Origin of the sequence: Oceanimonas sp. GK1 (genome assembly GCF_000243075.1) — a bacterium.
In the GTDB taxonomy this organism is placed as follows: domain Bacteria; phylum Pseudomonadota; class Gammaproteobacteria; order Enterobacterales; family Aeromonadaceae; genus Oceanimonas.
Genome location: NC_016745.1, coordinates 1,988,216 through 2,013,907 on the forward strand (window position 1 = coordinate 1,988,216; position 25,692 = coordinate 2,013,907).

25 protein-coding genes are annotated in these 25,692 nt (G+C 62.9%); 14 read left to right on the forward strand and 11 right to left on the reverse strand.

Annotated elements, in window-relative coordinates:
• Nucleotides 1-111 precede the first annotated feature (111 nt).
• Complete coding sequence (locus tag GU3_RS09460) at nucleotides 112-1,641, forward strand: cobyric acid synthase (RefSeq protein ID WP_041543088.1); 1,530 nt, start codon at nucleotides 112-114, stop codon at nucleotides 1,639-1,641.
• Nucleotides 1,642-1,650: 9 nt separating this feature from the next.
• On the forward strand, nucleotides 1,651-2,268 hold the full coding sequence (cobO, locus tag GU3_RS09465) for a cob(I)yrinic acid a,c-diamide adenosyltransferase (RefSeq protein WP_014292307.1): 618 nt from the start codon (nucleotides 1,651-1,653) through the stop codon (nucleotides 2,266-2,268).
• Here the strand turns inward: cobO and GU3_RS09470 are convergent.
• A complete protein-coding gene (locus tag GU3_RS09470; RefSeq protein WP_014292308.1) occupies nucleotides 2,262-2,489 on the reverse strand; it encodes a hypothetical protein in 228 nt (75 codons plus the stop codon). The genes cobO and GU3_RS09470 overlap by 7 nt on opposite strands.
• A gap of 78 nt (nucleotides 2,490-2,567) precedes the next feature.
• Nucleotides 2,568-3,227, reverse strand: a complete 660-nt coding sequence (locus GU3_RS09475) for an NADPH-dependent FMN reductase (RefSeq protein ID WP_014292309.1) — start codon at nucleotides 3,225-3,227, stop codon at nucleotides 2,568-2,570.
• Nucleotides 3,228-3,381: 154 nt separating this feature from the next.
• On the opposite strand from GU3_RS09475, the gene GU3_RS09480 reads away from it, so the two are divergent.
• On the forward strand, nucleotides 3,382-3,657 hold the full coding sequence (locus tag GU3_RS09480) for a hypothetical protein (protein WP_014292310.1): 276 nt from the start codon (nucleotides 3,382-3,384) through the stop codon (nucleotides 3,655-3,657).
• Here GU3_RS09480 and GU3_RS09485 read toward each other — a convergent pair.
• Together GU3_RS09485 and GU3_RS09490 are read right to left on the reverse strand one after the other, a co-directional pair.
• Entirely contained in the window at nucleotides 3,654-4,121 is a 468-nt protein-coding gene (locus tag GU3_RS09485; protein WP_014292311.1) for an HIT family protein, read from the reverse strand. The two genes, GU3_RS09480 and GU3_RS09485, sit on opposite strands and share 4 nt — an antisense overlap.
• Entirely contained in the window at nucleotides 4,118-5,008 is an 891-nt protein-coding gene (locus GU3_RS09490; RefSeq protein ID WP_014292312.1) for a LysR family transcriptional regulator, read from the reverse strand. Before GU3_RS09490 ends, GU3_RS09485 begins: the two co-directional genes overlap by 4 nt.
• A gap of 95 nt (nucleotides 5,009-5,103) precedes the next feature.
• On the opposite strand from GU3_RS09490, the gene GU3_RS09495 reads away from it, so the two are divergent.
• On the forward strand, nucleotides 5,104-5,604 hold the full coding sequence (locus GU3_RS09495; protein WP_014292313.1) for a lactoylglutathione lyase family protein: 501 nt from the start codon (nucleotides 5,104-5,106) through the stop codon (nucleotides 5,602-5,604).
• Here the strand turns inward: GU3_RS09495 and GU3_RS09500 are convergent.
• Nucleotides 5,601-6,731 (reverse strand): hypothetical protein, encoded by a 1,131-nt coding sequence (locus GU3_RS09500; protein ID WP_014292314.1) that lies wholly within the window; start codon nucleotides 6,729-6,731, stop codon nucleotides 5,601-5,603. The two genes, GU3_RS09495 and GU3_RS09500, sit on opposite strands and share 4 nt — an antisense overlap.
• 306 nt (nucleotides 6,732-7,037) lie before the next feature.
• Between GU3_RS09500 and GU3_RS09505 the strand changes: the two genes are divergently transcribed.
• Both GU3_RS09505 and GU3_RS09510 read left to right on the forward strand, forming a co-directional pair.
• Nucleotides 7,038-7,232, forward strand: coding sequence for a DUF2798 domain-containing protein (locus tag GU3_RS09505; protein ID WP_083829502.1), 195 nt, complete (start codon nucleotides 7,038-7,040; stop codon nucleotides 7,230-7,232).
• A gap of 317 nt (nucleotides 7,233-7,549) precedes the next feature.
• Nucleotides 7,550-8,188: an START domain-containing protein gene (locus GU3_RS09510; protein WP_041543089.1), complete on the forward strand. Its 639-nt coding sequence runs from the start codon at nucleotides 7,550-7,552 to the stop codon at nucleotides 8,186-8,188.
• 116 nt (nucleotides 8,189-8,304) lie between these two features.
• On the opposite strand, the gene GU3_RS09515 is transcribed toward GU3_RS09510, so the two are convergent.
• The 4 genes from GU3_RS09515 to GU3_RS09530 all read right to left on the reverse strand — a co-directional run bounded on the left by GU3_RS09515 (nucleotide 8,305) and on the right by GU3_RS09530 (nucleotide 15,350).
• A complete protein-coding gene (locus tag GU3_RS09515) occupies nucleotides 8,305-9,549 on the reverse strand; it encodes a DUF3422 domain-containing protein (protein ID WP_014292317.1) in 1,245 nt (414 codons plus the stop codon).
• Nucleotides 9,550-9,819: 270 nt separating this feature from the next.
• Nucleotides 9,820-11,265: an FAD-dependent oxidoreductase gene (locus GU3_RS09520; RefSeq protein ID WP_014292318.1), complete on the reverse strand. Its 1,446-nt coding sequence runs from the start codon at nucleotides 11,263-11,265 to the stop codon at nucleotides 9,820-9,822.
• A 78-nt stretch (nucleotides 11,266-11,343) separates the two neighbouring features.
• Entirely contained in the window at nucleotides 11,344-14,781 is a 3,438-nt protein-coding gene (mfd, locus tag GU3_RS09525) for a transcription-repair coupling factor (RefSeq protein ID WP_014292319.1), read from the reverse strand.
• Nucleotides 14,778-15,350 carry a PilZ domain-containing protein gene (locus GU3_RS09530; protein WP_014292320.1) on the reverse strand — a complete coding sequence of 191 codons (573 nt, stop codon included), beginning with the start codon at nucleotides 15,348-15,350 and terminating at the stop codon, nucleotides 14,778-14,780. The genes mfd and GU3_RS09530 overlap by 4 nt, the downstream gene beginning before the upstream one ends.
• Nucleotides 15,351-15,442: 92 nt before the next feature.
• On the opposite strand from GU3_RS09530, the gene GU3_RS09535 reads away from it, so the two are divergent.
• The 3 genes from GU3_RS09535 to lolE are packed head-to-tail and all read left to right on the forward strand — an operon-like array spanning nucleotide 15,443 to nucleotide 18,568.
• The gene (locus tag GU3_RS09535; protein WP_014292321.1) at nucleotides 15,443-16,654 is read left to right on the forward strand and encodes a lipoprotein-releasing ABC transporter permease subunit; all 1,212 of its coding nucleotides are present in this window, start codon (nucleotides 15,443-15,445) and stop codon (nucleotides 16,652-16,654) included.
• Entirely contained in the window at nucleotides 16,647-17,327 is a 681-nt protein-coding gene (lolD, locus tag GU3_RS09540) for a lipoprotein-releasing ABC transporter ATP-binding protein LolD (protein ID WP_041543092.1), read from the forward strand. The genes GU3_RS09535 and lolD overlap by 8 nt, the downstream gene beginning before the upstream one ends.
• Nucleotides 17,327-18,568 (forward strand): lipoprotein-releasing ABC transporter permease subunit LolE, encoded by a 1,242-nt coding sequence (lolE, locus tag GU3_RS09545; protein ID WP_014292323.1) that lies wholly within the window; start codon nucleotides 17,327-17,329, stop codon nucleotides 18,566-18,568. The genes lolD and lolE overlap by 1 nt, the downstream gene beginning before the upstream one ends.
• A 121-nt stretch (nucleotides 18,569-18,689) precedes the next feature.
• Here the strand turns inward: lolE and GU3_RS09550 are convergent, their stop codons facing one another.
• Both GU3_RS09550 and GU3_RS09555 read right to left on the reverse strand, forming a co-directional pair.
• Nucleotides 18,690-19,172: a DUF2062 domain-containing protein gene (locus GU3_RS09550; protein WP_014292324.1), complete on the reverse strand. Its 483-nt coding sequence runs from the start codon at nucleotides 19,170-19,172 to the stop codon at nucleotides 18,690-18,692.
• Between the two features lie 26 nt (nucleotides 19,173-19,198).
• Nucleotides 19,199-19,711 (reverse strand): DUF2062 domain-containing protein, encoded by a 513-nt coding sequence (locus tag GU3_RS09555; RefSeq protein WP_041543094.1) that lies wholly within the window; start codon nucleotides 19,709-19,711, stop codon nucleotides 19,199-19,201.
• 27 nt (nucleotides 19,712-19,738) lie between these two features.
• Here GU3_RS09555 and GU3_RS09560 point away from each other — a divergent pair, with 27 nt between their 5' ends.
• Genes GU3_RS09560 through kdsB form a run of 5 tightly spaced genes read left to right on the forward strand, consistent with a single transcriptional unit; the run spans nucleotide 19,739 to nucleotide 25,608 of the window.
• Nucleotides 19,739-21,943 (forward strand): DNA internalization-related competence protein ComEC/Rec2, encoded by a 2,205-nt coding sequence (locus GU3_RS09560; protein ID WP_014292326.1) that lies wholly within the window; start codon nucleotides 19,739-19,741, stop codon nucleotides 21,941-21,943.
• 27 nt (nucleotides 21,944-21,970) lie between these two features.
• Nucleotides 21,971-23,722 (forward strand): lipid A ABC transporter ATP-binding protein/permease MsbA, encoded by a 1,752-nt coding sequence (gene msbA / locus GU3_RS09565; protein WP_014292327.1) that lies wholly within the window; start codon nucleotides 21,971-21,973, stop codon nucleotides 23,720-23,722.
• Complete coding sequence (gene lpxK, locus GU3_RS09570) at nucleotides 23,722-24,684, forward strand: tetraacyldisaccharide 4'-kinase (RefSeq protein ID WP_014292328.1); 963 nt, start codon at nucleotides 23,722-23,724, stop codon at nucleotides 24,682-24,684. The genes msbA and lpxK overlap by 1 nt, the downstream gene beginning before the upstream one ends.
• Complete coding sequence (locus tag GU3_RS09575; protein WP_014292329.1) at nucleotides 24,674-24,862, forward strand: Trm112 family protein; 189 nt, start codon at nucleotides 24,674-24,676, stop codon at nucleotides 24,860-24,862. The genes lpxK and GU3_RS09575 overlap by 11 nt, the downstream gene beginning before the upstream one ends.
• On the forward strand, nucleotides 24,859-25,608 hold the full coding sequence (gene kdsB, locus GU3_RS09580; protein ID WP_014292330.1) for a 3-deoxy-manno-octulosonate cytidylyltransferase: 750 nt from the start codon (nucleotides 24,859-24,861) through the stop codon (nucleotides 25,606-25,608). The genes GU3_RS09575 and kdsB overlap by 4 nt, the downstream gene beginning before the upstream one ends.
• Nucleotides 25,609-25,692: the final 84 nt, after the last annotated feature.

The window sequence follows — 25,692 nt, forward strand, 5'->3', positions numbered from 1 at the left end:
GTGCTGCTTCGTGTTCATGGATTTCCGCCTGCGCGGAAATGACCAAAGGAGCTCCAGTCCACCAAGTGTGCTAAGGTGCAGCCCAGTTTCAAACCAGCCTTAATGCCAGCCATGACCAGCTCTTCTAACCAGGCACTCACCCTGATGGTGCAGGGCACCGCCTCCGACGCCGGTAAAACCACCCTGGTGGCCGGACTGTGCCGGGTGTTTGCCCGCCGCGGCTTGCGCGTGGCCCCCTTCAAGCCCCAGAACATGGCGCTGAACAGCGCCGTGACCTGCGACGGCGGTGAAATTGGCCGGGCCCAGGCGTTGCAGGCGGTGGCCTGTGGCGTGCCGGCCCATACCGACTTCAACCCGGTGCTGCTCAAGCCCCAGAGCGACACCCGCGCCCAGGTGATCGTGCAGGGCCGGGCGCTGTCGGTGGTGGAAGCCAACGACTTTTTCGGCCCCGGTGCCCGTCATTACAAACAGCGGGTGATGACGGCGGTGCTCGATTCTTTTGACCGCCTGCGCAAGGCTTACGAACGGGTGCTGGTGGAAGGGGCGGGCAGCCCGGCGGAGATCAACCTGCGTGACAACGACATTGCCAACATGGGCTTTGCCGAAGCCGCCGACTGCCCGGTGATCCTGGTGGCCGACATCGACAAGGGCGGGGTGTTCGCCCAGCTTTACGGCACCCTGATGCTGCTGAGCGAGGCGGAGCGGGCGCGGGTCAAGGGGCTGGTGATCAATCGTTTTCGCGGCGATATTGGCCTGCTGGAAAGTGGCCTGACCATGATTGAAGCGCTCACCGGCAAACCGGTGCTGGGGGTGGTGCCCTACCTCGATAACCTGGTGCTGGATGCCGAAGACGCCATTGCCCACCACACCTCCGCCAGCAGCGACGAGCGGCCGCTGAAAGTAGTGGTGCTGGTCACCCCGCGCATCAGCAATCACACCGACGTCGATGCCCTGCGCCTGCATCCACGGGTGGAGTTGACCCTGGTGCATGCGGGTTCAAGCCCGGCGCAGTGCCCCGCCGCCGATCTGGTGATTTTGCCCGGCAGCAAGGCGGTGCGGGATGACCTGGCGGTGCTCAGGGGCAACGGCTGGCAGGCCTGGCTGGACCGTCATCTGCGTTATGGCGGCAAGCTCATCGGGATTTGCGGTGGTTACCAGATGCTGGGCGAGCGCATTGACGACCCCCAGGGACTGGAAAGTGCCGCGGGTAGCAGTGACGGCCTGGGCTATCTGCCCATGACCACCATTCTGGAAACCGGCAAGCAGTTACGCAATGTGACCGGCACCCTGAGCCTTGACGGCGTCTCCCGTCCCGTGCACGGCTATGAAATTCACTGTGGCCGAAGTGAGGCAAGGAGAAAGCAGGCAGCTCCCTTTATGCTCGCCTCCGAGGGCGGTGTGCCGCAACCGGACGGCATGATCTCAAGCGATAACCAGGTGCTGGGCACCTATCTGCACGGCCTGTTCGACAGCGTGGAGGCCTGCAACGCTCTGCTGGCCTGGGCCGGCTTGAATGACAGCCGCCAGGCGGTGGCGCTGGATGCACTGCGCGAGGCCAGCCTCAACCGGCTGGCCGACAGCCTGGAAACGCACCTGAACCTGGACCTGATTGAACAAATGATGCAACCGACTACGCAATAAGGACCCCCCATGAGCAATGAGCAGAATCGTGAACAGCTAAAGGCCGAGCGCCACCAGCAACGCCAGCAAAAGGTCAAGGAAGCGGTCGATGCCAAGGTGGCCGCCGCCACCGACGAACGCGGCGTGTTGATGGTGATCACCGGTAACGGCAAGGGCAAGAGCACCGCCGGCTTTGGCACCGTGGCCCGGGCCGTGGGCCACGGCAAAAAGGCCGCCGTGGTACAGTTTATCAAGGGGGGCTGGGACTGTGGCGAGCGCAATTTGCTGCAACAGGTGGGCGTGCCCTTTGTGGTGATGAACACCGGCTTTACCTGGGAAACCCAGAACCGGGAAAAGGACATGGAAGCCTGTGAGCAGACCTGGCGGCCGGCGGAGCAAATGCTGGCCGATCCCAGTATCGATCTGGTGCTGCTCGACGAACTCACCTACATGGTGGCCTACCACTATCTGGATCTGGAGCGGGTGCTCACCGCCCTGAAAAACCGCCCGGCCCACCAGCATGTGGTGATCACCGGCCGTGGTTGCCACCGCGCCATTATTGAGCTGGCCGACACCGTGAGCGAAGTGCAGTCGGTAAAACACGCCTTTGAAGCCGGGGTAAAGGCTCAGCCAGGCTTTGATTACTGAGGGCGGTCGTTTTCCCGCTTCATCAGCACAAAGGTGAGGTACATCTTGGTGGGCAGGGAGAGCGCCATGCCCACCGCCACGCAGCCGGCGCTGATCAAAATGCCCTTTACCCCCAGCGGCTCCATATGGCTGCTGTTGTGCAGGTAAACCCCCAGCACAATCAGCATAATGCCAATGATCATGGCGGTTTTCAGCACCCGGATCAGCATGGTATCGGACATAATGCCTCCAGCCAGCATGTTCATATTAACTACAGGCTAGTACACCGCAGGCGACGCCGGATTGATGCAGATCAGCCGTTATGGCGCATTGCGCTGGGATGGATCCCGGTTAAAGCTTTTGATCAGCGCGTGGGGATCACGCTGCCGGCGGTGTTCGCTGGCGGCCTGGGCCCACCAGAGCAGCTGACTGAAACTGCGACCGAAATAATCAAACCAGGCAGCCTGATCCTCTCCTGCCTGCACCGAGCCGTCCGTCTCGAATACCTCCTGTGCTCTGGGCACATGGATCATGGCGGAAACCGGCAGGCAGCCCAGCTCGGAAAGAAAGGTACGCATGCCAATGGCAGCCCGCATGCCGCCCCATTGCCCCGCCGAGTAGGTCACAATGGCACTCGGCTTGTAGGAAAACAGCGAACTGCCGAAATGGTTCAGCAGGTTGGCCAGCGCCGGGCTCATGGAATGGTTGTATTCCGGGCTGATCATGATGAAACCGTCGGATGAGGCGATCTTTTCTGCCAGCCTGTCGAGGGCGGCCGGCGCCTTGCCACCGGCATAGGCAAAATGCGGCTTGAAAACCGGCTCCAGCGGGTAGTCCAGCGCATCGATCAACTCTATTTCATGCTCAGCAAAGCGCTCGTGCAGGCAGGCCAGGCAGGCTTTTGCCACACGAACCCCCAAACGGGCCGGCCGGGGTGGTGTGCTGTCCCGGACGGTACCCAGAAAAACCAGTAATTTCATTGACGAATGCTCCTTAACGGACAAGCTGCAGCGGGCTGCTGCCGGTAATCAATCAGTGGTTTTGACCCAGATCAGAATGCACGGCGCTGCCGGGCGTATGCTGACGAGGTTTGAGTTTATCTGTTGCCGCACGGTTTGGCGGCAGGAGCGCATTATGTCTCACAAACCCGACCGGCTCACCGCCATGGGGGAGCTTATCGCCCAGGCCAAGGCCACTTTTCCCCTTTACGAGTCCGACACCTTTGTGTGCGGCACCGGCAACAACTGCATTGGCTGCCCCAAAAAGCTGATGGAGTTGCTTGATGCCGAGCTCAGCTATTGGGAGCACCAGGTCAGGCGGGGCATACCGCCCCACTTTGATGACATCCGCCGTTTCGGCAAGCTGTGCCAAAGTGTGAAGCGCGGCCTGGTGCGTAACCAAATCCTTTAATCTTGCTCCGCCACACGGCGAATATGCGCCGCCAGGGCGGCCAGCTCGGCGTCGTCGGCGCGGTGGCTGTCGTGGGACGACAAATAGCCCTCGTAGCGATCGAAATACTTTTCCCGTACCGACTCAATGGCCTGAAACGCCGAGTTGTTGCCGGTGCCGTGCATGGGGAACAGCTTGCTGTGCAGGTGATCCACGCCGTAACCCTCAAAAAACAGGCCGGTGCGGGCCACGTCGTCAAAGGACTGATCCAGCAGCCGCGCTACTCGCTTGGTGGCAATGATGAGCTTGCTCAGCACTGCGTCCGGGGCGTCAAAGGCATAGCTGGGGTGGTGCGCTTTTGGGATCACCACGGTAAAGCCCCTGGTGTTGGGAAAAATGGACAGAAACGCCAGGTGTTCCTCGTCTTCCCATACCTTGTGGCAGGGCGCTCTGCCCGCCACGATGTCACAGAAAATGCAGCTCATGATTGCTTCCTTGGTTGCGTTAATGAAGTTTTGGCCACGCCCAGCACGGTGTTAACCCGGCTGGGCACCGGTTTGTGACGATGGGTGGCCGCATAAATGGTTTCACTGATCGGGTGGGGCAGGGCATGGGCGCGAATGAGTTCCGGCTGAGGAAAGGCCGCCACCGCATGGGCCGGCAGCACGGTAAAGCCCAGTCCCAGGCTCACCGGCGCCAGAATCAGGCCGATCTGATTAGAAAAACCGGTGCAGGCAAACTGGCTTACATGCTCAAACTCGGCAAAGTTGGCACCCAGCAGCAGGCCGGCGTGGTGGCTGCCGTCCGGATGATCAATAAAGCCCAGTGTCAGCAAAGTGAGCCAGTCCGGCTCAGTCATGGTGGCAGGGGTCACCAGCAGCAGCGCCTCTTCGGCCATGGCCCGGCACTGCACCGCCTCATGGCCGGACGGCCGGGTCATCAGCCCCAGCTCCACCGAGTTGCCGGCCACCGCCTGCTCCACACTGGCGTTGGGGGCAAAGCGATAGTCGATGATGAGTCCGGCATGCTGGCACTGCAAGGCCAGCAGTTGCGGATACAGCTTGAGGCCCACGCTGCCCGGCGACATTACCCGTACCTGCCCCGTAAAGGGATCGTCCTGTCCCACCCGCTGCTCCAGACCCGACAACGACTGCAAAATATCCCTGGCCTCGGCAAACAGCCGTTCGCCGGCATCGGTGAGAGTAACCCCCTTGCCCTGGCGGACCAGCAGCGCCACACCGAAATGCTCCTCCAGCTTGCGCACATGCTGGCTGACCCCCGACTGGGTCATGTGCAGCCGCTCGGCGGTGCGGGTGAAATGGCCCACTTCCACCAGGGTGCAAAAGCTGCGTAGCCACACCGGGTTAATCATTAAAAAACATACTCATAATTATGAAGAATGATAATTTTTAATGATTAAAGCACTTGCGTAAGCTCACCTCAACCACAACAACGAAGGTGAGTGTTATGAGCAAGGTCTATCCGAGAAACTTCTCCCACATTGGCATTTCGGTGCCGGATCTCGACAAGGCGGTGGAGTTCTACACCCAGGTCATGGGCTGGTATTTGATCATGAAGCCCACTGAAATCACCGAGGACGACAGCGCCATCGGCGAAATGTGCACCGACGTATTCGGCGCCGGCTGGGGCAGCTTTCGCATTGCCCACCTGTCTACCGGTGATCGTATCGGCGTGGAGCTGTTCCAGTTTCGCGATCAGCAAAACCCCGATAACAACTTTGAATACTGGAAAACCGGGGTGTTTCACTTTTGCGTGCAGGATCCGGACGTGGAAGGCCTGGCCGAGCGCATTGTGGCCGCCGGCGGCAAGGCGCGCATGGAAAAACCGCGTTACTACTATCTAGGCAAAAAGCCCTACCGCATGATCTATATGGAAGACCCGTTTGGCAACATCGTGGAGATCTACAGCCACAGCTATGAGCTGATCTATAGCGCAGGGGCTTACTAATCTTGCAGGCCGGGGTATTCGTGCCGGCCTGCAAGGTGTTTTCGGCGATGGCCGAGCAGCCACCGCCAGGGAATGCAGATCAGCAAGCCCGGCAGCATCAATACATACAACAGCCAGGGTGGCAACTGAAACAGCGCCCGTGCGAGCAGGCGAAAAATCTCGCCCTTATAGGCCATCTTGGCGCTGCGGCTGGCGATTTTGGTGAACTTGACGGCGCCAACCTGGTTCAGCAACCTGAGCCCGCCCTTGCCAAAGGTGGCGGCCAGCTTGATGGTTTCCTTGCCCATGGTGCCGGAAAGGCTCACGGCCAGGCTGCCACCCAGCCGGTAAAGGGGCCGGCTGTGATCGCCAAAGGTGCGGGCGAAGCGGGCCATGGCCACCAGCTCGTCGGCGTTGCGGGTTTTCGCCATCAGCCGAAGGCCGCCGCGGGTGCGCGCCAGGGTGGTGACATTGGCAAACACCTCGTTCAGCTTGCTTAAGCTTTTGGACTGCTTGGCCGATTTGGCCGTCCGCACCAGGGTTTTGCCCAGCCAGGGCGGCAGGGTGCCCAGCCGGCGGGCGGTTTTCAGCGCCACAATGCCGCTCTTGGCCAGGGTGGCCCCTGCAGTTGCCGGCGCGGCGGCACCGGCGGTGGCCAGGGTGCCGGCACCCCCCGCCAGCTGGGCCGTGGTGGCCACCAGCCCCAGGGTGGACAGCGCCACCAGCACTTCGTCCACCTCTTCGCCCCGGGCATAGTGCATGCCCTGACGCGTGAGATCCCGAATGTCGCCGATCACCAGAAAGTCGGTGGCCACCGCCGCCGTCATGCCAATGGCCTCGTCGCTGGTGCCCAGCACCAGTCCTTCGCTCAGCTTTTCAAACTGATAACGCCAGCTTTGCCGCTGGTGGGCAATATCCTCATGCAGCGCCTGGGCCTGCGGGTTCGACCGCACATAGTCGTATTCCATAAAAAAGCCGAGATACTCATTCGCCTCGGCATAGCGCTGCTCGGCCAGCAGCTGCTGAGTGTGGGGCAGGGGATCGACGCGGCTCAGTGCCAGCGCCGACAGCGTGGTGTGCTGCAGCAGCACGGCGGCGGATACACAGGCCAGCATCAACAACACCAGTTTTGCCAGAAGCTTGAACATGGTTTTACCAGGATCAACAAAGAAGCGATCCACATCTTACTCGAAGTGGCGCTGTCAGTGAGCCATCATCCAGCAGTGAAAAACCCTCGGCACCTTTGAGCCGGGACATGGCATACTGCACCTTGCGCTGCAATTCGTCACTTGAACTCATGACGAATGATGCCAGACAAATGCTAAACCTCACGGCAAACGGCCGCCAGAGGGCGGTCGGTCCCTTCAGAGGCGTTAAGGAGTGTTGTTGTGCAAGCAGTAAAATCAACCCGCAAGTTGCCCCGCCGCTTTTTTGGTGTGGCTTTCGCGTTTTACATGGCAGGGATCATGGCTCTGCTAATGAGCTTTGTGATTACGGCCATGAACCAGGGGATCACGGAAGGATATGTTCTGGCCGCCCTGAATGCCTACAAGGTGGCCATGCCGGTAGCCTTTGTGTGTGTGCTGACGGTACGGCCGCTGGTGTTCAAACTGGTGGAGATGACAGTGCAGCGGCCAAATGACCATTGAACGGAAAAAGAATACTTGCTGCATCAAGCCGGGCTCATGACGTGTTACGACGGAGCCGGCTGGACCACCTTTGGCACCCGGAACGCCGGGTACCGTCCAAAGGTCGGCGGTTTACCACCAGCCGGTCGGGCCAGCGTTACTGCTGGCGGGCAAGGTCGTCATGCAGCGCCTGAGAATGAAATGGTTATTCCCTGTTTCTCTGTCAAGACAGTAGCGTTGGGTTAACGTCTCCATAAGCTGGTATATCGCCTTGCTTTCCCCCTAAGCTAAGCAGAGACAGGGCCGCTCACCGACCTGCTTCGTAATAAGGGAGAATGATGTTGGCACGCTGGTTACTGATGCTTTCTCTGTTTGCGGCTTTTTCGAGTGTTGCAGACAGCTCACGGCCACCGCGTTGGGAAATGGCAAAAAACCAGGACGGCATTACCATTCATACCCGGCACCATCAGCATGGCTTGGTGGAGATCCGAGCCCGTATGTTGGTAGTGACCCGCTATGCGGCCTTTATGGCACTACTGGAAGACAGCCAAAATCTGCCTAACTGGATAGATAATGTCTCTTCAAGCCGGGTACTGAAACAGCTTTCGCCCAATGAAAATATTGTTTACACCCGTTTTCGTGCACCCTGGCCGGTACAGGACCGGGATATGGTCACCTATTCCCGGTTTGACCAACCGCCGGGAGCCCTGGTGTTGACCATTGAAGATGCCCCGGATGCCTATCCACCGCAACCAGGGTATATTCGAATAAAAGCCGTTAAGGCCACCTGGACACTGGCAAAACTCACCAATGGCCTGACTCATATCGAATATATCGCGTTTGCCGATCCTGGTGGCAACTTACCTGGCTGGATGGCCAACCAGCTCTCGGTGTCGAGTGCATTCAACACCTTTCAGGGGTTAAGAGAGCAGTTGCCCGAGTATCAGAACCGGGTACATTCACAAGTGAGAGAGTGATAGGGCAATTGCAAAAAGGGGGAAGTGAGATGCAAGTCGCTTGGTTGGTGATTTTGTGAGCGGTTGGGTGTTGTAGGTGGAAAGATGCCGGCTCAGAGGCCGGCATGACGGAGTTGTTAGTCTTCGCCCACGCCGCGCAGCAGGCGGCGAATATAGAGCCACAGCACCAGGGCGATAAAGGGCACCGAGATGCTCAGGCCCGCTTCCAGCAGGTGGCGGTACTCTTCGTTGGCCACCAGGTTACGCAGGGTGCGGTCGATCAGGTCAAAGGCGTAGTAGGTGACCACGATAATGGAAAAGCTTTCCAGCTTGGCCTGCAGCCGCAGTTGTTCACCGGCCCGTTTGCTCAAGGTGCTGAGCATGTCGCGGTTTTGCTGCTCTACCGACAAGTCCACCTGGGAGCGCACCAGCTGGGTGGTGCGGGCCAGCCGGCGAGAGAGCTGCTCGATGCGCTGGCCGGCGGTGCGGCAGGTGCGGGTGGCCGGGTCCAGCCGGCGGTCCATAAACTGCTCTACGGTCTGGCGGCCTTCAATGCGGGTTTCCCTGAGCTCGGCAATGCGTTTATTCACCAGGGCAAAGTAGGCGTCTGCTGCCGAGAAGCGGTTGGAGGTTTGTGCCGACAAGGCTTCCAGCCGCTCCGCCAGGCTCATCAGCTGGTGCAGCAGTATTGAAGGCTCTTCCGACGCCACCCGGGTCGAGAGCTCCACCAGCTCGGTTTCCAGTTGGTTGATCACCGGCACCACCTCGTTGGCCAGGGGGAGCGCCAGCAGCGCCACATGGCGGTAGGTTTCTATTTCGCAGATGCGTTGCAGCAGACGGCCGGCCTGGCGCAGCTGCAGGCCGCGGTCCTCCACCAGCACCCGCACGAGGCCGCTGTCTTCCCGGGGGTAAAAGTCGGTCCACAGCTGGCCCACTTCCGACATCACCAGCGAGCTGTTGACCTGATTGTCGCCAAAGTGCGGCTCCAGCCAGGCGTGTTCATCGGCCTCGGGTTGATGATCGCGAAACAGGATTTCGGCTCCACAGAGAAAGCTGCCCGGGGCGGTGTCCAGCCAGGCTTGCGGCAGTTCGGGCAGTTCCAGCTGATTCAGGGCCGTCAGCGTCAGGGTATAGAACTCGTGATGGGCCTCAAAGCGCAGGGTCAGGCGCGCGTTTTCGCCCTGCCAGAAGCGGGGCTTGCTGATGGTTTCGGTAAGCTCCAGCATGCTGCTCAGCCGGGCCAGGCTTCCACGCACCTCACTGAGCGGGGTGCCGTCGTAAGTGACCGCAATATGACGCATGCCCAGGGGCCCCTGCAGCATCTGAAACGGCCGTGCATGAACCTCTGCAATGATCTGCTCACGCAAGGGGTGACTGCGCATGAATACTCCTTTACTTGCTGTCAGTCGAAAGCCCGGTAATTTAGCAGATTTTTGTGAGCTGGCTCCTGTTTTTTGAGGAGAAGGCGCCGGTGAAATGGACTCTCGTTCCTGCCGTTGTGGCCTGCGAGCCGGGCGCTGCTCCGCGGATGACGGGGTTGTGGCCTTGGGCTCCCGCCTTAGGAGGAGCGACCGATGAAGGGGCGGGAGCAGATGCCGGCTCACAGGCCGGCATGACGGTTGTTTTAAGTCCTTACTCCCACGTCTCCGTGTTTACCAGCCGTTTTCCGCCAGCTCCCGAGGGTAGCCGCGGGCGTCGGCCAGCATAATGGCGGTGCGCTCCACCTCGGTGGCGCTTTGCTGTTGGCTCAGCGTCAGGTCGGGGGAAAGCGGCCCCGTGCTGGTCAGCCAGCCCAGCTCGGTGAGTCGGGCCACAATACGGTCGGCGGCGGTCAGTGCTGAGCTGGCCTTGACGATTTCCACCCGGGCGTAATGGTGCCCTTCAAACGACACATCGGCGGCCCGCAGTTTCGGGTCGCTGCCCGGAATTTGCTGGGCGCCAAACAGCGGCTTGCCGGCGGGGGTGGCGCGGGCAAAGTCCGGCAGCAGCCGGGCCAGGTGGTCAATGGCCCGTTGGGTGCGGGCCTCGGCGTCGTCCCGGCTCCAGCCGTTATCCAGCTGCTGGCGATAGGCTTCAGGCAGGCGGGGCTGGGCGCTGCGTTCACAGCTTGCCACCAGGCCGTCCTTGAACAGGGTGATGGCGTCGGTCATGCCGTGCAGCTGAAACAGGCCGCCGGGGTAGGGGGTCAGCTGGGCCATGCCTTGCGGGGTGCCGCGCTCGCCGTGAAAGATCACCTCGGGCCAGCCGGCATGGCCGGGCCAGCGCGCCAGGTAGGCGGCCTTGTATTCCACCAGCCGCTGGCGGCGGTAGCCGGCCATGTCGTCCACCAGGCCGGTGCGAAAGCCGCAGGCGTTCACCAGAAAATCCACTTCATCCACCCGCTCGCCGCCGGGGCCCACGCTTTGCACTCGCCAGCTGCATTCGTGCTGCTCCAGGTGAGTGGCGCGGGTGTTCAGGCGCAGATCGCACAGCGGCGAATGGCTTAACGCCAGGGTGGCGGTGGCGGCCATGCGGAACAGGCTCCAGCCGTATTCCTGCACCAGGATCAGCGGAAACTTCAGCCTGCCGGCATCCAGCTGGCGGGCCAGGGGGATCATCCAGTCGTCGTGGGTCTCGGCGTGTTCGGGCAGTGGCCGCTTGGCCAGAGCCTCAAATTCTTCGCGCTCATAGCAGCGGTAGTAATCGTCCGGCTCGCCCAGCACTCGGTTGGCCGGGTCTTCGTCCACCAGCAGCCGGTATTCCCGTGCCACCTGGCGCAGCCGGGGCAATAACGCTTCTGGATCGCCGGCGTCGGTGACCGGCACCGCAATGACGGTGGGGCGGCGGTTAATGCTGTGGGGGTAGGCCCGCACCGAGGCAATGGACTGACGCAGCAGGGTCAGACACTGCTCGTCGCTGATCTCCCGGTAAAGGTTGCCGCCTGCATGCAAATGGCAGATAGGCGGGCCGTTGACCAGCCCGGTGCTGCTTTCCAGCAGCAGGGTGTGAATGCCCATGTCGGTGAGGCGCAGCGCCACGGTGGCGCCGGCAATACCGCCTCCCAGAATACCCACCCGCAGCGGACGCTGGGCATAAGCGGCACAAGATGTTGTGTTCATTACGTCTCGGTCAGGATAAGGGGGTGGCGCCGGTGCTGCCGGCGCGGTTGTGCTGAATCCCGTCCGTGGGAGGGCGCATCAGGCCTGATGCGCGGCAAATTCATTGAGCATGTCGCCCACCAGTGCCAGCCGGGCCTTGGCATCGTTACTTGGAATGGCAAAGCGCAGTTTGGTGGGGCCCTCCATTTTGTAGATGCGGGGCTGACTTTGCAACAGGCCCACCAGATAGCCGGGATCCACTTTGGCATCCTGACCAAAGGTGATGGTGCCCCCTTGCGGGCCGGCGTCGATTTTCTCAATGCCAAGGGCACTGGCCCGGGCCTTGAGGCCGGACAGCGCGATCAGGTTTTTGCCCGGCTCCGGCAGCAGGCCAAAGCGGTCAATTAGCTCCACCTGCAGCTCGCGCAGGGCGGCGTCGTTGTCGGCGGCGGCAATGCGCTTGTACATGGACAGGCGCATGTTGACGTCGGGAATGTAGTCATCGGGCAGCAGGGCCGGCAGGCGCAGTTCAATCTCGGTCTGGCTGGCGAGCAGTTTGTCGAGCGCCGGCTCCTTGCCCGACTGCAGCGCCTTCACCGCCTGCTCCAGCATCTCCATATAAAGACTGAAGCCGATGGCGGTGATCTGGCCGCTCTGCTCGTCGCCGAGCAGCTCGCCGGCGCCACGAATTTCCAGATCATGGGTGGCCAGGGCAAAGCCGGCACCCAGATCCTCCAGGGCGGCAATGGCCTCCAGCCGCTTTTTAGCGTCGGTGGTCATGCGCTTGGGGTGGGGGGTGAGCAGATAGGCGTAGGCCTGATGGTGGGAGCGACCCACCCGGCCGCGCAACTGGTGCAGCTGGGCCAGGCCCAGCTTGTCGGCCCGGTCCATGATGATGGTGTTGGCGGTGGGCACGTCGATGCCGGTCTCGATGATGGTGGAGCACAGCAGCACGTTGAAGCGCTGGTGGTAGAAGTCCGACATCACCCGCTCCAGCTCCCGCTCGCGCATCTGGCCGTGGGCAATACCGATGCGGGCCTCGGGCACCAGGGTGCGCAGGGCGTCCAGGCTGTTTTCAATGGTCTGCACCTCGTTGTGCAGGTAGTAGACCTGGCCGCCGCGTTTGAGCTCCCGCAAAATCGCCTCGCGGATCACGGTGGGATCCGACTCGCGCACAAAGGTCTTCACTGCCAGCCGCTTGGCCGGCGGCGTGGCAATAATGGACAGGTCACGCATGCCGCCCATGGCCATGTTCAGGGTGCGGGGAATGGGGGTGGCGGTGAGGGTCAGAATGTCCACGTCGGCGCGCAGCGCCTTGATCTTGTCCTTCTGGCGCACGCCAAAGCGGTGCTCCTCGTCCACGATCAGCAGGCCGAGATCTTTAAAGCGCACGTCCTGGCTCAGCAGTTTATGGGTGCCGATCACGATGTCGATGCTGCCGTCTTCCAGCCCAACCAGCGCTTTATCCTGCTCCTTGCCGGTCTTGAACCGGCTGATGAGCTCGACTTTTACCGGCCAGTTGGCGAAGCGGTCGCGGAAGTTGTCGTAATGCTGCTGGGCCAGCAGGGTGGTGGGCACCAGCACTGCCACCTGTTTGCCGCCGTGCACCGCCACAAAGGCGGCGCGCATGGCCACTTCGGTCTTGCCAAAACCCACGTCGCCGCACACCAGCCGGTCCATGGCCCGGGCTTGAGTCATGTCGGTAAGCACGGCGTTGATGGCTTTCAGCTGATCGTCGGTTTCCTCAAAGGGGAAGGCATCGCAGAACTGGCGATAGGCCGCCTTGTCGTGGGCAATGGCCTGGCCCGGCTGGGCGGCCCGGCGGGCGTACACATCCAGCAACTCGGCGGCCACGTCCCGCACCTTTTCGGCGGCCTTGCGCTTGGCTTTGGCCCAGGCGTCGTTGCCAAGCCGGTTGAGGGTAGGGTCGTCGGCACCGCTGTAGCGGCCTACCAGGTGCAGGGCGGTGACCGGCACATAGAGCTTGTCGCCGCCGGCGTATTCCAGGGTCAGGTATTCCGACTTCATGCCGCCGGCGTTCAAGGCCTGCAGGCCCAGGTAGCGGCCCACGCCGTGATCCAGATGCACCACCGGCTGGCCGATGGACAGCTCCGCAAGGTTGCGAATGAGGGTATCCGGGCTGAGGGCGGCGGACTTTTCCCGCCGCCGGCGCTGGATCACCCGGCCGCCGAGCAGATCGCCTTCGCAGATCAGGGCAAATTCGTCGCCCAGCACAAAACCTTGCGCCAGCGGGCCCACCAGCAGGCCGGTTTTGTCGCTGCCGGTGGCAAACTGAGTCAGGCTGTCCACCGGGGTGAGCCGCAGGGGGGAGCCCGCCAGCAGCTCGGTCAGTGCTTCGCGCCGGCCGGCGCTTTCCACCGAAAACAGAATATGGCCGGGGAACTGCTCGCAAAACGTAAGTAGCCGGGTCAGCGGCTCGGTTTTCTGGTGCTCTACCTCAAGCTCCGGCAGGGCGCGCACCGGGGCGTTAACGCGCTCGCCCTTTTCCAGCACCGGGGCCTGGCTCAGTTGCAGTCTTGGCCAGCGGTTAAGCTGGTGCAGCAGGGCGTCGGGCTTTAAATACAGCTCGTCGGGGGGCAGCAGCGGGCGCAGCAAATCGTGGCGGCGGTCTTCATAACGTTCGTTCACCTCCCGCCAGAAGGTTTGCGCCGCCGGCTCCACTTCGCCCACCGCCAGCACCAGCAGGGTCTCGGGCAGGGTGTCGAACAAGGTCTGGGTCTGTTCGAAAAACAGCGGAAAGTAATATTCAATGCCCGGCGGCAGCTGGCCCTGACTCACTCTGTGATAGAGGGATTCCGGCTCGTTGCGAAGCGCAAAGCGTTCCCGGTACTGGCCACGAAAACGCTCAATGGCGGCGCCGTCGGTGGGGAACTCCCGGGCCGGCAGCAGCCGCACTTCCTGCACCTTGTCTTTGGAGCGCTGGGTATCCGGGTCAAAGGGGCGCAGGGTGTCGATTTCGTCGTCGAAAAAGTCAATGCGCACCGGCTCCTCGGCGCCCATGGGGAACAGATCCAGCAGCGCGCCCCGGGCGGCGAATTCGCCGTGCTCCAGCACCTGCTCCACGGCGCGGTAGCCGGCCTGCTCCAGCCGCTGGCGCAAATGATGCAAATCGAGCCGGTCGCCTACTTTCAGCAACAGGCTGTTTTGCTCCAGCCAGTCCCGGGGCGGGGTGCGCAACATGAGCGTGGTGACCGGTACGATCAGCAGGCCACGACTCAAGGCCGGCAGACCGTAGAGGGTTTCCAGCCGCTGGGAGATAATGTCCTGGTGCGGCGAGAACTGATCGTAAGGCAGGGTTTCCCAGTCGGGCAGCAGCTGCACCGGCAGGGCCTCGTCGGCCAGCAGGTGGCGCACTTCCTGCTCCAGGCGCAGGGCGGTGGGGGTGTCGGGCACCACCAGCAGCACCCGCTGTTGTTGCTGTTTGACCTGGCCGGCAATGGCCAGGGCCAGGCTGCTGCCAATCAGGCCGCCCAGGCTGGCCCTGGGCTTGGGAACGGGGCTTGAAATCTCAATCATGAAGCGGGCTTGTCATTCTGTTGGGCGCGTTGCTCGGCGCGGGCTTTGAGTTGTCTGGCCTGCTGTTGCAGGCTGGCGCGGATCAGGGCGTCTCTGTCCTGCTCGCGAATGGCGGTAAAGTCGCAGCGGTAGTGACCGGTCTCGGGCTCGGCGTGCACCTCGCCATAGCCGTACACCGCCACCGAGTGCTCGGGCAGAAACAGCTTGATGCGCACCCGCTGGCCATCGGTCATGGCATGTCGCGATTCAAACTGAAAACCGCCGCCCCCAAGCGTGAGGGTACGGTAGCGGCAGTCCGGGTCGTCCTGGCCGGCCAGCACAAAGCTCAGCACCAGGTCGATTTTGCGGGACTGCTGGTTGATGATCTCCACCAGGTCGCTGGCGTGTTCGTCCAGGTTGCGCAGCAGCCGGGCCTGGTGGGTGTCGATGCGGGTCACTTCGCTGATAAGCCGGAATGGCGCCGGAATATCGGCCTCAAGATGGCTTACCTCGGGCACGGTTTCGTCGTCACCAAGGGGGATCAGGTTCACCTGGGCACTGTATTCCACACTGAAATAGGGGTCTGCCATGCTGTGCTGCTCTTGTTGCGCCTGTCACAAGCCTTTATTATTCCGCAACTTGCGGGTGACGTAAAACCCTTTGAAAAACGGATGATTATGCCATGTTTCAACCCCTGACGCTGATGCTGGGCCTGCGCTATGCCGGAGCCCGGGGGCGGCGCAGCTTTGCCTCGTTTGTTTCCGGCTTCTCCACCATCGGCATTTTGCTGGGGGTGGCGGCGCTGATGCTGGTGTCGTCGGTGATGAACGGTTTTGAGCAGCAGCTCAAAACCAACCTGCTGGGGGTGATCCCCCATGCCCTGGTCACCAACGACGCCCGCCGCCTGAGCGACCCCGAGGCACAGGCAGAACGCTTTGCCGCCGTGCCCGAGGTGGTGGCCACCAGTCCCTTTATCAGCGCCGAGGCCATGGTGCAGGGGCCGGGGGCGCTGACCGGCGCCGAGCTGTACGGGGTGGATCCAGCCAACCCCGCCGACCGGCTGCTGGGGGCGCTGGATGAACAGACCCTGGGGTATTTTCGTGACCTGCCCTACGGCCTGGTGCTGGGAGCGGGGCTGGCCCGGGAGCTGAAAGTGGGCCCCGGCGACAAGGTGCGGGTGACGGTGACCGAGGGCAGCCGCTTTACTCCGCTGGGACGGGTGCCGAGCCAGCGGCTGTTTACCGTGGTGGGCACCTTTGTCACCGGCCAGGACGTGGACCGGCAGGTGGCCATGGCGCGTATTGAGGACGCCGGCCGACTGCTGCGCTACCCACCGGGGCAGGCGTCGGGTCTGCGGCTGTGGCTGGCCGATCCCTTTGCGCTGGCGCAATTGCCGGCCCTTGACGGCACACTCAAATACGAAAGCTGGCAGCACAGCCGGGGCGAGCTGTTTCAGGCGGTGGCCATGGAAAAACGGCTGATGAGCCTGATGCTGGCGCTGATCATTCTGGTGGCGGCGTTCAACATTCTGTCCGCCATGGTGATGGTGGTGACCGACAAGGAAGCCGAAATTGCCATGCTGCAAACCCTGGGGCTGAGCCGCCATCGCGTGATGGCGGTGTTCATGATTCAAGGTGGGTTCAGCGGCGTGCTGGGCAGCCTGCTGGGCTTTGGCCTGGGGCTGCTGCTGACGCTTAACCTGGATGCGGTGCTCAATGCCCTTGGCATCAACTTTTATTCCTCCGCCGGGGGCAGTCAGCTGCCGGTGTTGCTGCTGCCCGCCCAGCTTGTGACCATTTTGTTTTCCACCCTCGCCCTGTGCGTGCTGGCCAGCCTGTATCCGGCCTGGCGGGCGTCCCGGGTGCAACCTGCCGAGGCCCTGCGCTATGAGTAATCCGTTGTTGACGGTTGAGAACCTGACCAAAACCCACCGCGACGGCGAGCGCTCGGTCAGTATTTTGCACGGGGTCAGCCTCAGCCTGAACGCCGGCGAGAGCCTGGCGGTGGTGGGCAGCTCCGGCTCGGGCAAGAGTACCCTGTTGCACCTGCTGGGCAGCCTGGACAGCCCCAGCTCCGGCCGGGTGCTGGTGGAAGGGCAGGATCTGCACCGCCTGCCCGACCGCGCCCAGGCCCGCTTTCGCAACCAGAAACTGGGCTTTGTGTACCAGTTTCACCACCTGCTGGGGGAGTTCAGCGCCCTGGAAAACGCCGCCATGCCGCTGCTGATCGCCGGCCGACCGGTGGCCGAGGCCCAAGCGCAGGCCGAGGCCCTGCTGGGCCGAGTGGGGCTGTCGCACCGGCTGGACCACAGACCCGCCCAGCTCTCCGGTGGCGAGCGCCAGCGGGTGGCCATTGCCCGGGCGCTGGTGAACAACCCCCGGCTGGTGCTGGCCGACGAGCCCACCGGCAACCTGGATGCCCACAGCGCCGCCGATGTGTTTGAACTGCTGGCGGAATTGCAGCGGGAGCTGGGCACCGGGCTGGTGGTGGTGACCCATGATCTGGCCCTGGCGGCGCGGCTGAACCGCCAGACCCGGCTGGTGGACGGTCACCTGGAGGAGCAGTGATGTTTCGGCCCTTACCGGTTTATCTCGGCTGGCGCTTCAGCCGGGCGAAGCGGCGCAACCGCTTTATCTCCTTTATTTCGGTGGCGTCCATTCTCGGCATTGCCATTGGCGTCAGCGCGCTGATTCTGGGGCTCTCTGCCATGAACGGCTTTCAGCGGGAGCTGGAAAACCGCATTTTGTCGGTGCTGCCTCACGGTCAGCTCTATGCCGCCGACGGCCCGGTGGCCCACTGGCAGGGCATGCAAACGCAGCTGGAAGCGGCTCCCGGAGTGGAAGCGGTGGCCCCCTTTGTGCCATTGGAAGGCCTGCTCAGCAAGGGCAGCATGCTGAAGGCGGTGCAACTGCAGGGGGTGGATCCGGCGCGGGAGCTGCGTATTTCGGCGCTGGGGCCTTATCTCGATGGCGGCAACCTGGACGCCCTTAAGCCCGGCGAGCGGGGGCTTATTCTGGGGCAGGCCATTGCCGACAAGCTGGGGCTCAAGGTCGGGGATTCGGTCTCGCTGCTGTTGCCGTCCCCGGATGAACAGGGCTTTGGCTCGCCCCGCCGCCATGCTTTTACCCTGGTAGGGGTGCTGCGCCTGGGCGGCCAGCTCGATACCCTGCTGGGTTACACCCATATTCAGGATGCCCAGGCGCTGAGGGGCATTGATGACAGCGTGGTGGGCTTTCACTTAAAGGTGGATGAGGTGCTGCGCGCCGATCGCATCAGCTTTGATGCGGCCATGCCGCTGCCGGCAGGCTTTTACGTGACCAGCTGGATGAACAGCCAGGGCAATATCTACCGGGACATTCAGCTGGTGCGCACCCTGATGATAGTGGTGCTGCTGCTGGTGATGGCGGTGGCCAGCTTCAACATCGTCTCCACCCTGGTGATGGCGGTGAACGAAAAGAAAGGCGACATCGCCATTCTCAAGACCATGGGCGCCGGCCCCTGGCACATTCGCGGCGCCTTTGTGGTGCAGGGCATGCTCAATGGCGTGGTGGGCGTGCTGGCGGGCGGGCTGCTGGGGGCGCTGCTGGCCAACCGGCTGTCGGCGCTGGTGGCGGGCTATGAACGGCTGACCGGCCACCGGGTGCTGAATCCGGAGGTGTATTTTATCGACTTTATTCCCACCGAGTTTCACTGGGCGGACTTGTGGCTGGTGACCGGCTCGGCGCTGGTGCTGATCTTTATCGCCACCCTCTATCCCGCCTGGCGGGCGGGACGGCTGCTGCCGAGGCAACTGCTTGGTGAGGCGTAATTCAGGTGAGGAGTAAAGGGTGAGGAGCAAATGGTGCAGCTTGCGCCGGTTAACGTGGCACTTATAAAACTCCACCTCACACCTCACACCTCACACCTCACACCTCACACCTCACACCTCATCACGGCTCACGCCGCTGGCGCCGCAACAGCCACGCCAGCTGTACCTTCCAGCGCCAGCCCAGGCGGGTAAGCAGCCAGCCGAGCGCCGCTGAAATCAGCCCCAGCAGCAGGCAGCCGGTCAGCAGGGGCAGGGCCACCGCCAGGGCTTCCTGCTCCAGTGAAAAACCGGCGCTGAATTCCACTTCCGGATGCCCCAACAACAGCAGGCCCAGCTGGTAGGCCATATAAAACATGGGGGCAATGGTCAGCGGGTTGTTAACCCACACCATGGCAATGGCGAGTGGCAGGTAGCCCCGCATCAGCAGGGCCAGGGCAATGGCCACCAGGGTGTGCAGAGGCAGGGGCAGCCAGGCGGCAAACAGGCCGGCGGCCACCGCCACCGCGGCGGAATGGCGGTTGCAGAACCAGTAGTCCGGATCAAGCAGGCGATCCCCAAACAGGCGCAGGGCCTTGTGCTGGCGCAGGGCCTCCTGACTGGGCATTCTGCTGCGAACCCACTGGCGCAACATCATCGGCCCCGGCGCCGGTGTTTCCACTGGCGCGATACCGACCAGCGCCACAAACCGTGAATAAACATGTAACCGGTGGCGGCACTGACCAGCCCCAGTACCAGGCAGCCCAGCAAAAAGGGCGGGCCGGCGGTGCTCATGGCCCCTGCCAGCCAGCTCAGGCTGACTTCAAAATGGGTGTAATGGTGGGGGCGGTTCAACAAAAAGGAGCCCAGCCGGTAGGCGAAATAAAACATGGGCGGCATGGTCAGCGGATTGGTAAACCACACCAGTACCGCCGACAGCGGCAGGTTGACCCGGAACAGCATGGCCCCAAAGGCCGCCGCCACCATCTGAAAGGGAATCGGCATCCAGGCGCAGAACAGCCCCACCGCAAAGGCGCCGGCGGCCGAATGGCGGTTCAGATGCCAGAGGTTGGTGTCGTGCAGCCGGCTGCCAAACAGGCTCAGGTATTTGTGGTTTCTGATGGTGCCGTGTTCGGGCATCAGACGTTTCAGGATCTTTCTTGGCATCTGCTCCAGGTCCGCAATACTTACCGGATGGACAAGCGGCTGTTCTTTTTCTGTGCCGGCGTTACCAGCACCCTGGTCTGGCCCTGGTTGCCGGCCTGGGATGCATGGCTGCTGCCGGCGATGATCGGCGTTCTCTGCTGGCGCTCCCGGCCCGCGCTGGCCGGTTTCTGGCTGGGGTTTGCTTGGGTACTGTGTTTCAGCCACTGGCATCTGGCCTGGCTTAACGCGCCGGGGGTGGGGGAGCGCAGCCAGCTGATTACTGCCAGTGTAGTCGACGTTCAGCCCCGGCACGATGGCGCCAGCCGGCTGATTGTCGGCCTGTCGCACCTTGATGGTCAAGCACTTTTCCCCCGCCCCGTGGTCTTGCTGAGCTGGTATGGCGCCGTCGCTCCCCCTCAAAAAGGAGATTCTTTCAGCGCCATCACTCGCCTTTACCCGCCCCATGCCCTGGCCAATCCCGGCAGCTTCAACAGCGCCCGCTGGCTGCTGGGCCAGGGCATGACCGCCCGGGGGTATATCACCGGCACCCTGGCTCATCAACAGACGGCTCCCGGCCTCAGGGCACGGTTGCTGGCCCGTTTTAACGAGGCCACCGCCGGGCTTGGTGCAGCACCCTGGCTCAGGGCGCTGGGCTTTGGCGAGCGCGGCGAACTTCGTCCGGACGACTGGGACATGCTGCGGGCCCTGGGCGTGAGTCATTTGTTTGCCATTTCCGGGCTGCATATTGGCCTGGTGGCGGGGCTGGGCTGGCTGGCCGGGCGGCTCAGCGGCCATCACACCGCCGGCCTGGTGGCTGCCCTGGCGCTGGCCACCGGTTATGCCTGGCTGGCCGGGTTTGGCGTGGCCACCCAGCGGGCGCTGCTGATGCTGGTGGTGTGGCTGGGGCTGCTGTGGTGGGGGCGGTTCTGGAGCGGCCGGCGCATTCTGTTGCTGACCATGGCGCTGTTGTTGCTGTTCGATCCCTGGCTGGCGCTGAACCAGGGATTCTGGTTGTCGGCGCTGGCGGTGGCGGCCCTGTTGTTGCTGGCCGGCGGACTGGGGCGCCCCGGCCTCGTCAGGTTGCAGCTGGGGCTTGGCATTCTGTTGCTGCCACTGGTGATGCTGCTGTTCGGTGGCATCAGCTGGTTGTCGGTGCCGGTCAACCTGGTGCTGATCCCGCTGTTCTCGCTGCTGCTGATCCCCCTGTTGTTGCTGGCCTGTGCGCTGTTGCTGACAGGGCCCGGCGTGGCGGCGCCGGTCTTTGGGCTGCTGAACGCTGTGTTTACGCCGCTGATGCACGGACTGCACGGGCTTGCCGAGTATTTCTCACCCTGGGCCGAGCTGTCGGCGCTGACGCAGGGGCTGGTGTTGTTGATCTTGCTGCTGCCGGGACTGGCGGCGTTGCCGGCGGCCCGCTGGCTGGGGCTGGCCCTTGGCTGGCTTGCGATGTTGGCGCTCTGGCCCGGGCCGGCCTGGCAGGTACGGGTGCTGGACGTGGGGCAGGGGCTGTCGGTGCTGGTCACCCAAGGCAAGCGGGCGTTGCTCTATGACACCGGCAACCGCTTTCCCTCCGGCTTCAACATGGCGGACGGGGTCATTTTACCGCTGCTGGTGCGCCTGGGTATCGATGAACTCGACTACCTGGTGATAAGCCATGACGACAGCGATCACAGTGCCAACCGGGATTATCTGGCCACACAGGTACCGGTGCACCACCGCTGGGGCGCCTGGCCCAGGGGCATGCCCTGCCGGGCCGGCCAGCAACGCCAGTGGGGAGGGCTGACGCTGCACATGCTGTGGCCGGTGGCGAGCAGCGGCCACAGCAACAACGACTCCTGTGTATTGCGGATCTCCGACGGCACCCTCACGTTGTTGCTGACCGGCGATATTGAGCAACAGGCCGAGCAGGGGCTGCTGTCAAGGGGCATGCCGCTTCGGGCCCAGCTGTTGCTGAGCCCCCATCACGGCAGCCGCAGCTCGTCGAGCATGGCATTCATTCGGGCGGTGGCCCCGGTCAGCGTGGTGCATACGGCGGGGTTTGCCAACCGCTGGGGCTTTCCCGCTCCCGAGGTGGTGGCCCGTTACCGGGCCGCCGGTGTGCAGCAACGGGTGACCGGTGAGCAGGGCATGATCCACCTGGTGGCGAACGGCGACCACTGGCGGCCGGTGCATTCCCGCCGGCCCGGCCCCTGGTATCATCGGCTGGCGGCCTGGCGTGAAACTGGCAGGACTTCGGCTAAGTCGTTAGAATAGCGCCTCGTTTTTTACGGCAGAGACCTTATGTCCCAAGATGCACACTCCTCATCCTGGCCGGTGCTCAAGCGCCTGCTGGCTTATGTAAAGGAGCGCAAGCTCGGCCTGGTGGCCGCCATTATCGGCATGGCCGGTTACGCCGCCGTGGATACCACCTTTGTGTATTCCATCAAGCCGCTGATCGACGAGGGCCTGACCGGCGACAACCCGGCGGTGCTCAAGTGGATGCCGGTTTTCGTCATTGGTATTGTGTTCCTGCGCGGCCTCTGTACTTTTCTGTCGGGTTACTGCATGGCCTGGGTCGGCAATCATGTGGTGATGACGCTGCAGCAGCAGGTGTTCGACAAGCTGATGGCCATGCCGGTGGCATTTTTTGACAAGCACAATACCGGCAACCTGCTCTCCAAAGTCACCTACGACGCCTCCCAGGTATCGTCGGCGGCCAGCTCCACCCTGGTCACCCTGGTGCGGGAAGGCGCAACCGTCATTGGCCTGCTGGGGCTGATGTTCTACCACTCCTGGCAGCTGTCCCTGATCTTCTTCGTCGTCGGCCCGGTGGTGGGGGTGATGATAGCGGTGATCAGCCGTCGTTTTCGCCGCATCAGCAAGGGCATGCAGGCGGCCATGGGCAACATCACCAGCAGCACCGAGCAGATGCTGAAAGGCCACAAGGAAGTGCTGATGTTCAATGGTCAGCAGGTGGAAAGCGGCCGTTTCTTCAAGGTCAGCAACAAGGTGCGCCAGCAAAACATGAAAATGGTGGCGGCCGACGCCGTGGGCACCCCCCTGGTGCAGGTGATTGCCTCCACCGCCCTGGCCATTCTGCTGTATGTGGCGAGTTTCGACGGTATGCAGGAGCAGCTGACGCCGGGCACCTTTACCGTGATCGTCACCTCCATGATGATGCTGATGCGTCCGCTGAAGAGCCTGACCCAGATCAACGGCCCCTATCAGCGGGGCATTGCCGCCTGCCAGAGCCTGTTTGAACTGCTCGATCAGGACGCCGAGTCCGACAACGGCACCCAGCCCCTGGAACGGGCTCAGGGGCGCATCGAATTCGACGGTGTCACTTTCCGCTATCCCACCAAGGAAACGGCGGCGCTGAAAAACGTCAGCTTCACCCTGGCGCCGGGCAAGACCATCGCCCTGGTGGGCCGCTCTGGCTCGGGCAAGAGCACCATTGCCAGCCTGCTGACCCGTTTCTACGACATTAATGAGGGCGAAATCCGCCTCGATGGGGTCAATATTCAGGATTACCGACTGAGCGATCTGCGCCGCCAGTTCGCCCTGGTGTCCCAGCATGTGCACCTGTTTAACGACACCATCGCCAATAACATCGCCTATGCCGCCCAGGGGCGCTACAGCCGTGAACAGATCGAAGCGGCGGCGAAGCTGGCCTATGCCGATGAGTTTATCACCAAGCTGGAGCAGGGCTATGACACCGTGATCGGTGAAAACGGCGCCAACCTCTCCGGCGGTCAGCGCCAGCGCATTGCCATTGCCCGGGCGCTGCTGCGCAATGCGCCGCTGCTGATCCTGGATGAAGCCACCTCGGCGCTGGATACCGAGTCGGAACGGCACATTCAGGCGGCGCTGGACGAGCTGCGCAAGGACAGAACCGCCCTGGTGATAGCCCACCGGCTGTCCACCATCGAAAATGCCGACGAAATCCTGGTGATCGACGAAGGCCGCATTGTGGAGCGGGGCAGCCATGCCGAGCTGATGGCTCACAATGGCGCCTATGCCCAGCTCAGAACCATTCAGTTCGGCGAGCACTGATGCAGGCCTGGTACCGCGGCGCGCGCTGGCTCTGGCTGCTGTGGCCACTCAGCCTGTTGTTCGGGCTGATAAGCGGCCTGCGCCGCCGGCTGTTTCGATTGGGCTTGAAGCGCGCCTGGCGGGCGCCGGTGCCGGTAATCGTGGTGGGCAACCTCACCGTGGGCGGCAACGGCAAAACGCCCCTGGTTGTCTGGCTGGTGGACTGGCTGCGTCGGCAGGGGTACACCCCCGGGGTGATCAGCCGGGGCTATGGGGGGCACAGCGAGCATTATCCGCTGGTGCTGAACGAGACGACCAGTGCCACCGAGGCCGGCGACGAGCCGGTACTGATTTACCGGCGCACCGGCTGCCCGGTGGTGGTGGGGCCGAAGCGGGCGGAGGCTGCCGCGCGGCTGGCCAGCCTGGGGGCCGACATCATCATCAGCGATGATGGCCTGCAGCATTATGCCCTGGCCCGGGATATTGAGCTGGTGGTGGTGGACGGCAAACGCCGTTTCGGCAATGGCCGGCTGCTGCCCATGGGCCCGCTGCGGGAAAGACAGTGGCGGCTGGACTCGGTGGCGGCGGTCATCAACAACGGCGGTCCCTGTGCGCCCGGCGAATACCTGATGACCCTGGCGCCCGGTGTGTTGCGGCCGGTGAGCGGCGAAGGGGAGGCCCCGGTGCCGGGCTCCCGGGTGCATGCCCTGGCCGGCATCGGCCATCCGCCCCGTTTTTTTTCCACCCTGACCGAGCAGGGCTTTATACTGGAGCGACAACTGGCGCTGGGCGATCACCAGGCGGTGACGCCGGCGCAACTGGCGGAGCTGACCGATGCCCCGCTGCTGGTGACCGAAAAGGACGCGGTCAAGTGGCCGGGTGGCCACAATGATTGCTGGTATCTGCCGGTGGACGCCCGTCTGCCAACCGAATTTGAACATCTGTTGCTTAGCCGACTTAAGGAGCTGAATCATGGCGATTGACGCCAAACTGGTGGAAATCATTGCCTGCCCGGTGTGCAAGGGCAAGCTGCAACTGGACCGGGAGCACAACGAGCTGGTGTGCCGCTTTGACCGGCTGGCCTATCCGATCACCGAAAACATTCCGGTACTGCTGGAAAGCCGGGCCCGCCGGCTGGATCTGGATGAGCTGCCGGGATGAGCTTTATCGTGGTGATCCCCGCCCGCATGCAGTCCACCCGGCTGCCGGGCAAGCCCCTGGCCGACATTCACGGCAAACCGATGATCCAGCACGTGGCCGAGCAGGCGCTGAAAAGCGGGGCGGCCCGGGTAGTGGTGGCCACCGATGACGAGCGCATTGGCGCGGCGCTGGCCGGCTGCAAGGTGGAGGTGTGCCTCACCGGCCGTCATCACGAGTCCGGCACCGAGCGGCTGGCGGAAGTGGTGGAACAGCTTGAGCTGGCCCCCGACGACATCGTGGTCAACGTGCAGGGGGACGAACCCCTGCTGCCGCCGGCGCTGGTGGATCAGGTGGCCGGCTTGCTGGCCGCCAGCGACGCCCCCATGGCCACTCTGGCCACGCCCTTGCTGCATGCCCATGAGCTCACCGATCCGAACGTGGTCAAGGTGGTGCACAGCCTGCACGGCAAGGCGCTGTATTTCAGCCGGGCCTCCATTCCCTTTGACCGGGACGGCACGAGCGAGGACAGGCCCTGCCTTGAGCACTGCCTGCGCCATATCGGCATCTATGCTTATCGGGCGGGCTTTATTCGCCGCTATGTGGCCTTGCCCGCCGGCCCTCTGGAGCGGCTGGAAAAACTGGAGCAGCTGCGGGTGCTCTGGCACGGTGAAAGCATTGCCCTCGGCGTGGCCCGGGAAGTGCCCCCGGCCGGGGTGGATACCCCCGCCGATCTGGACGCCGTGCGCCAATATCTGGCCCAGGCCTGAGCCGGCGCTTGCTTCGCCGACTAAATTAACTGCAAAAAAAAAGTGAAACGGGTACATTGCCCGGTAAACGGGGTGGCGCTGCCG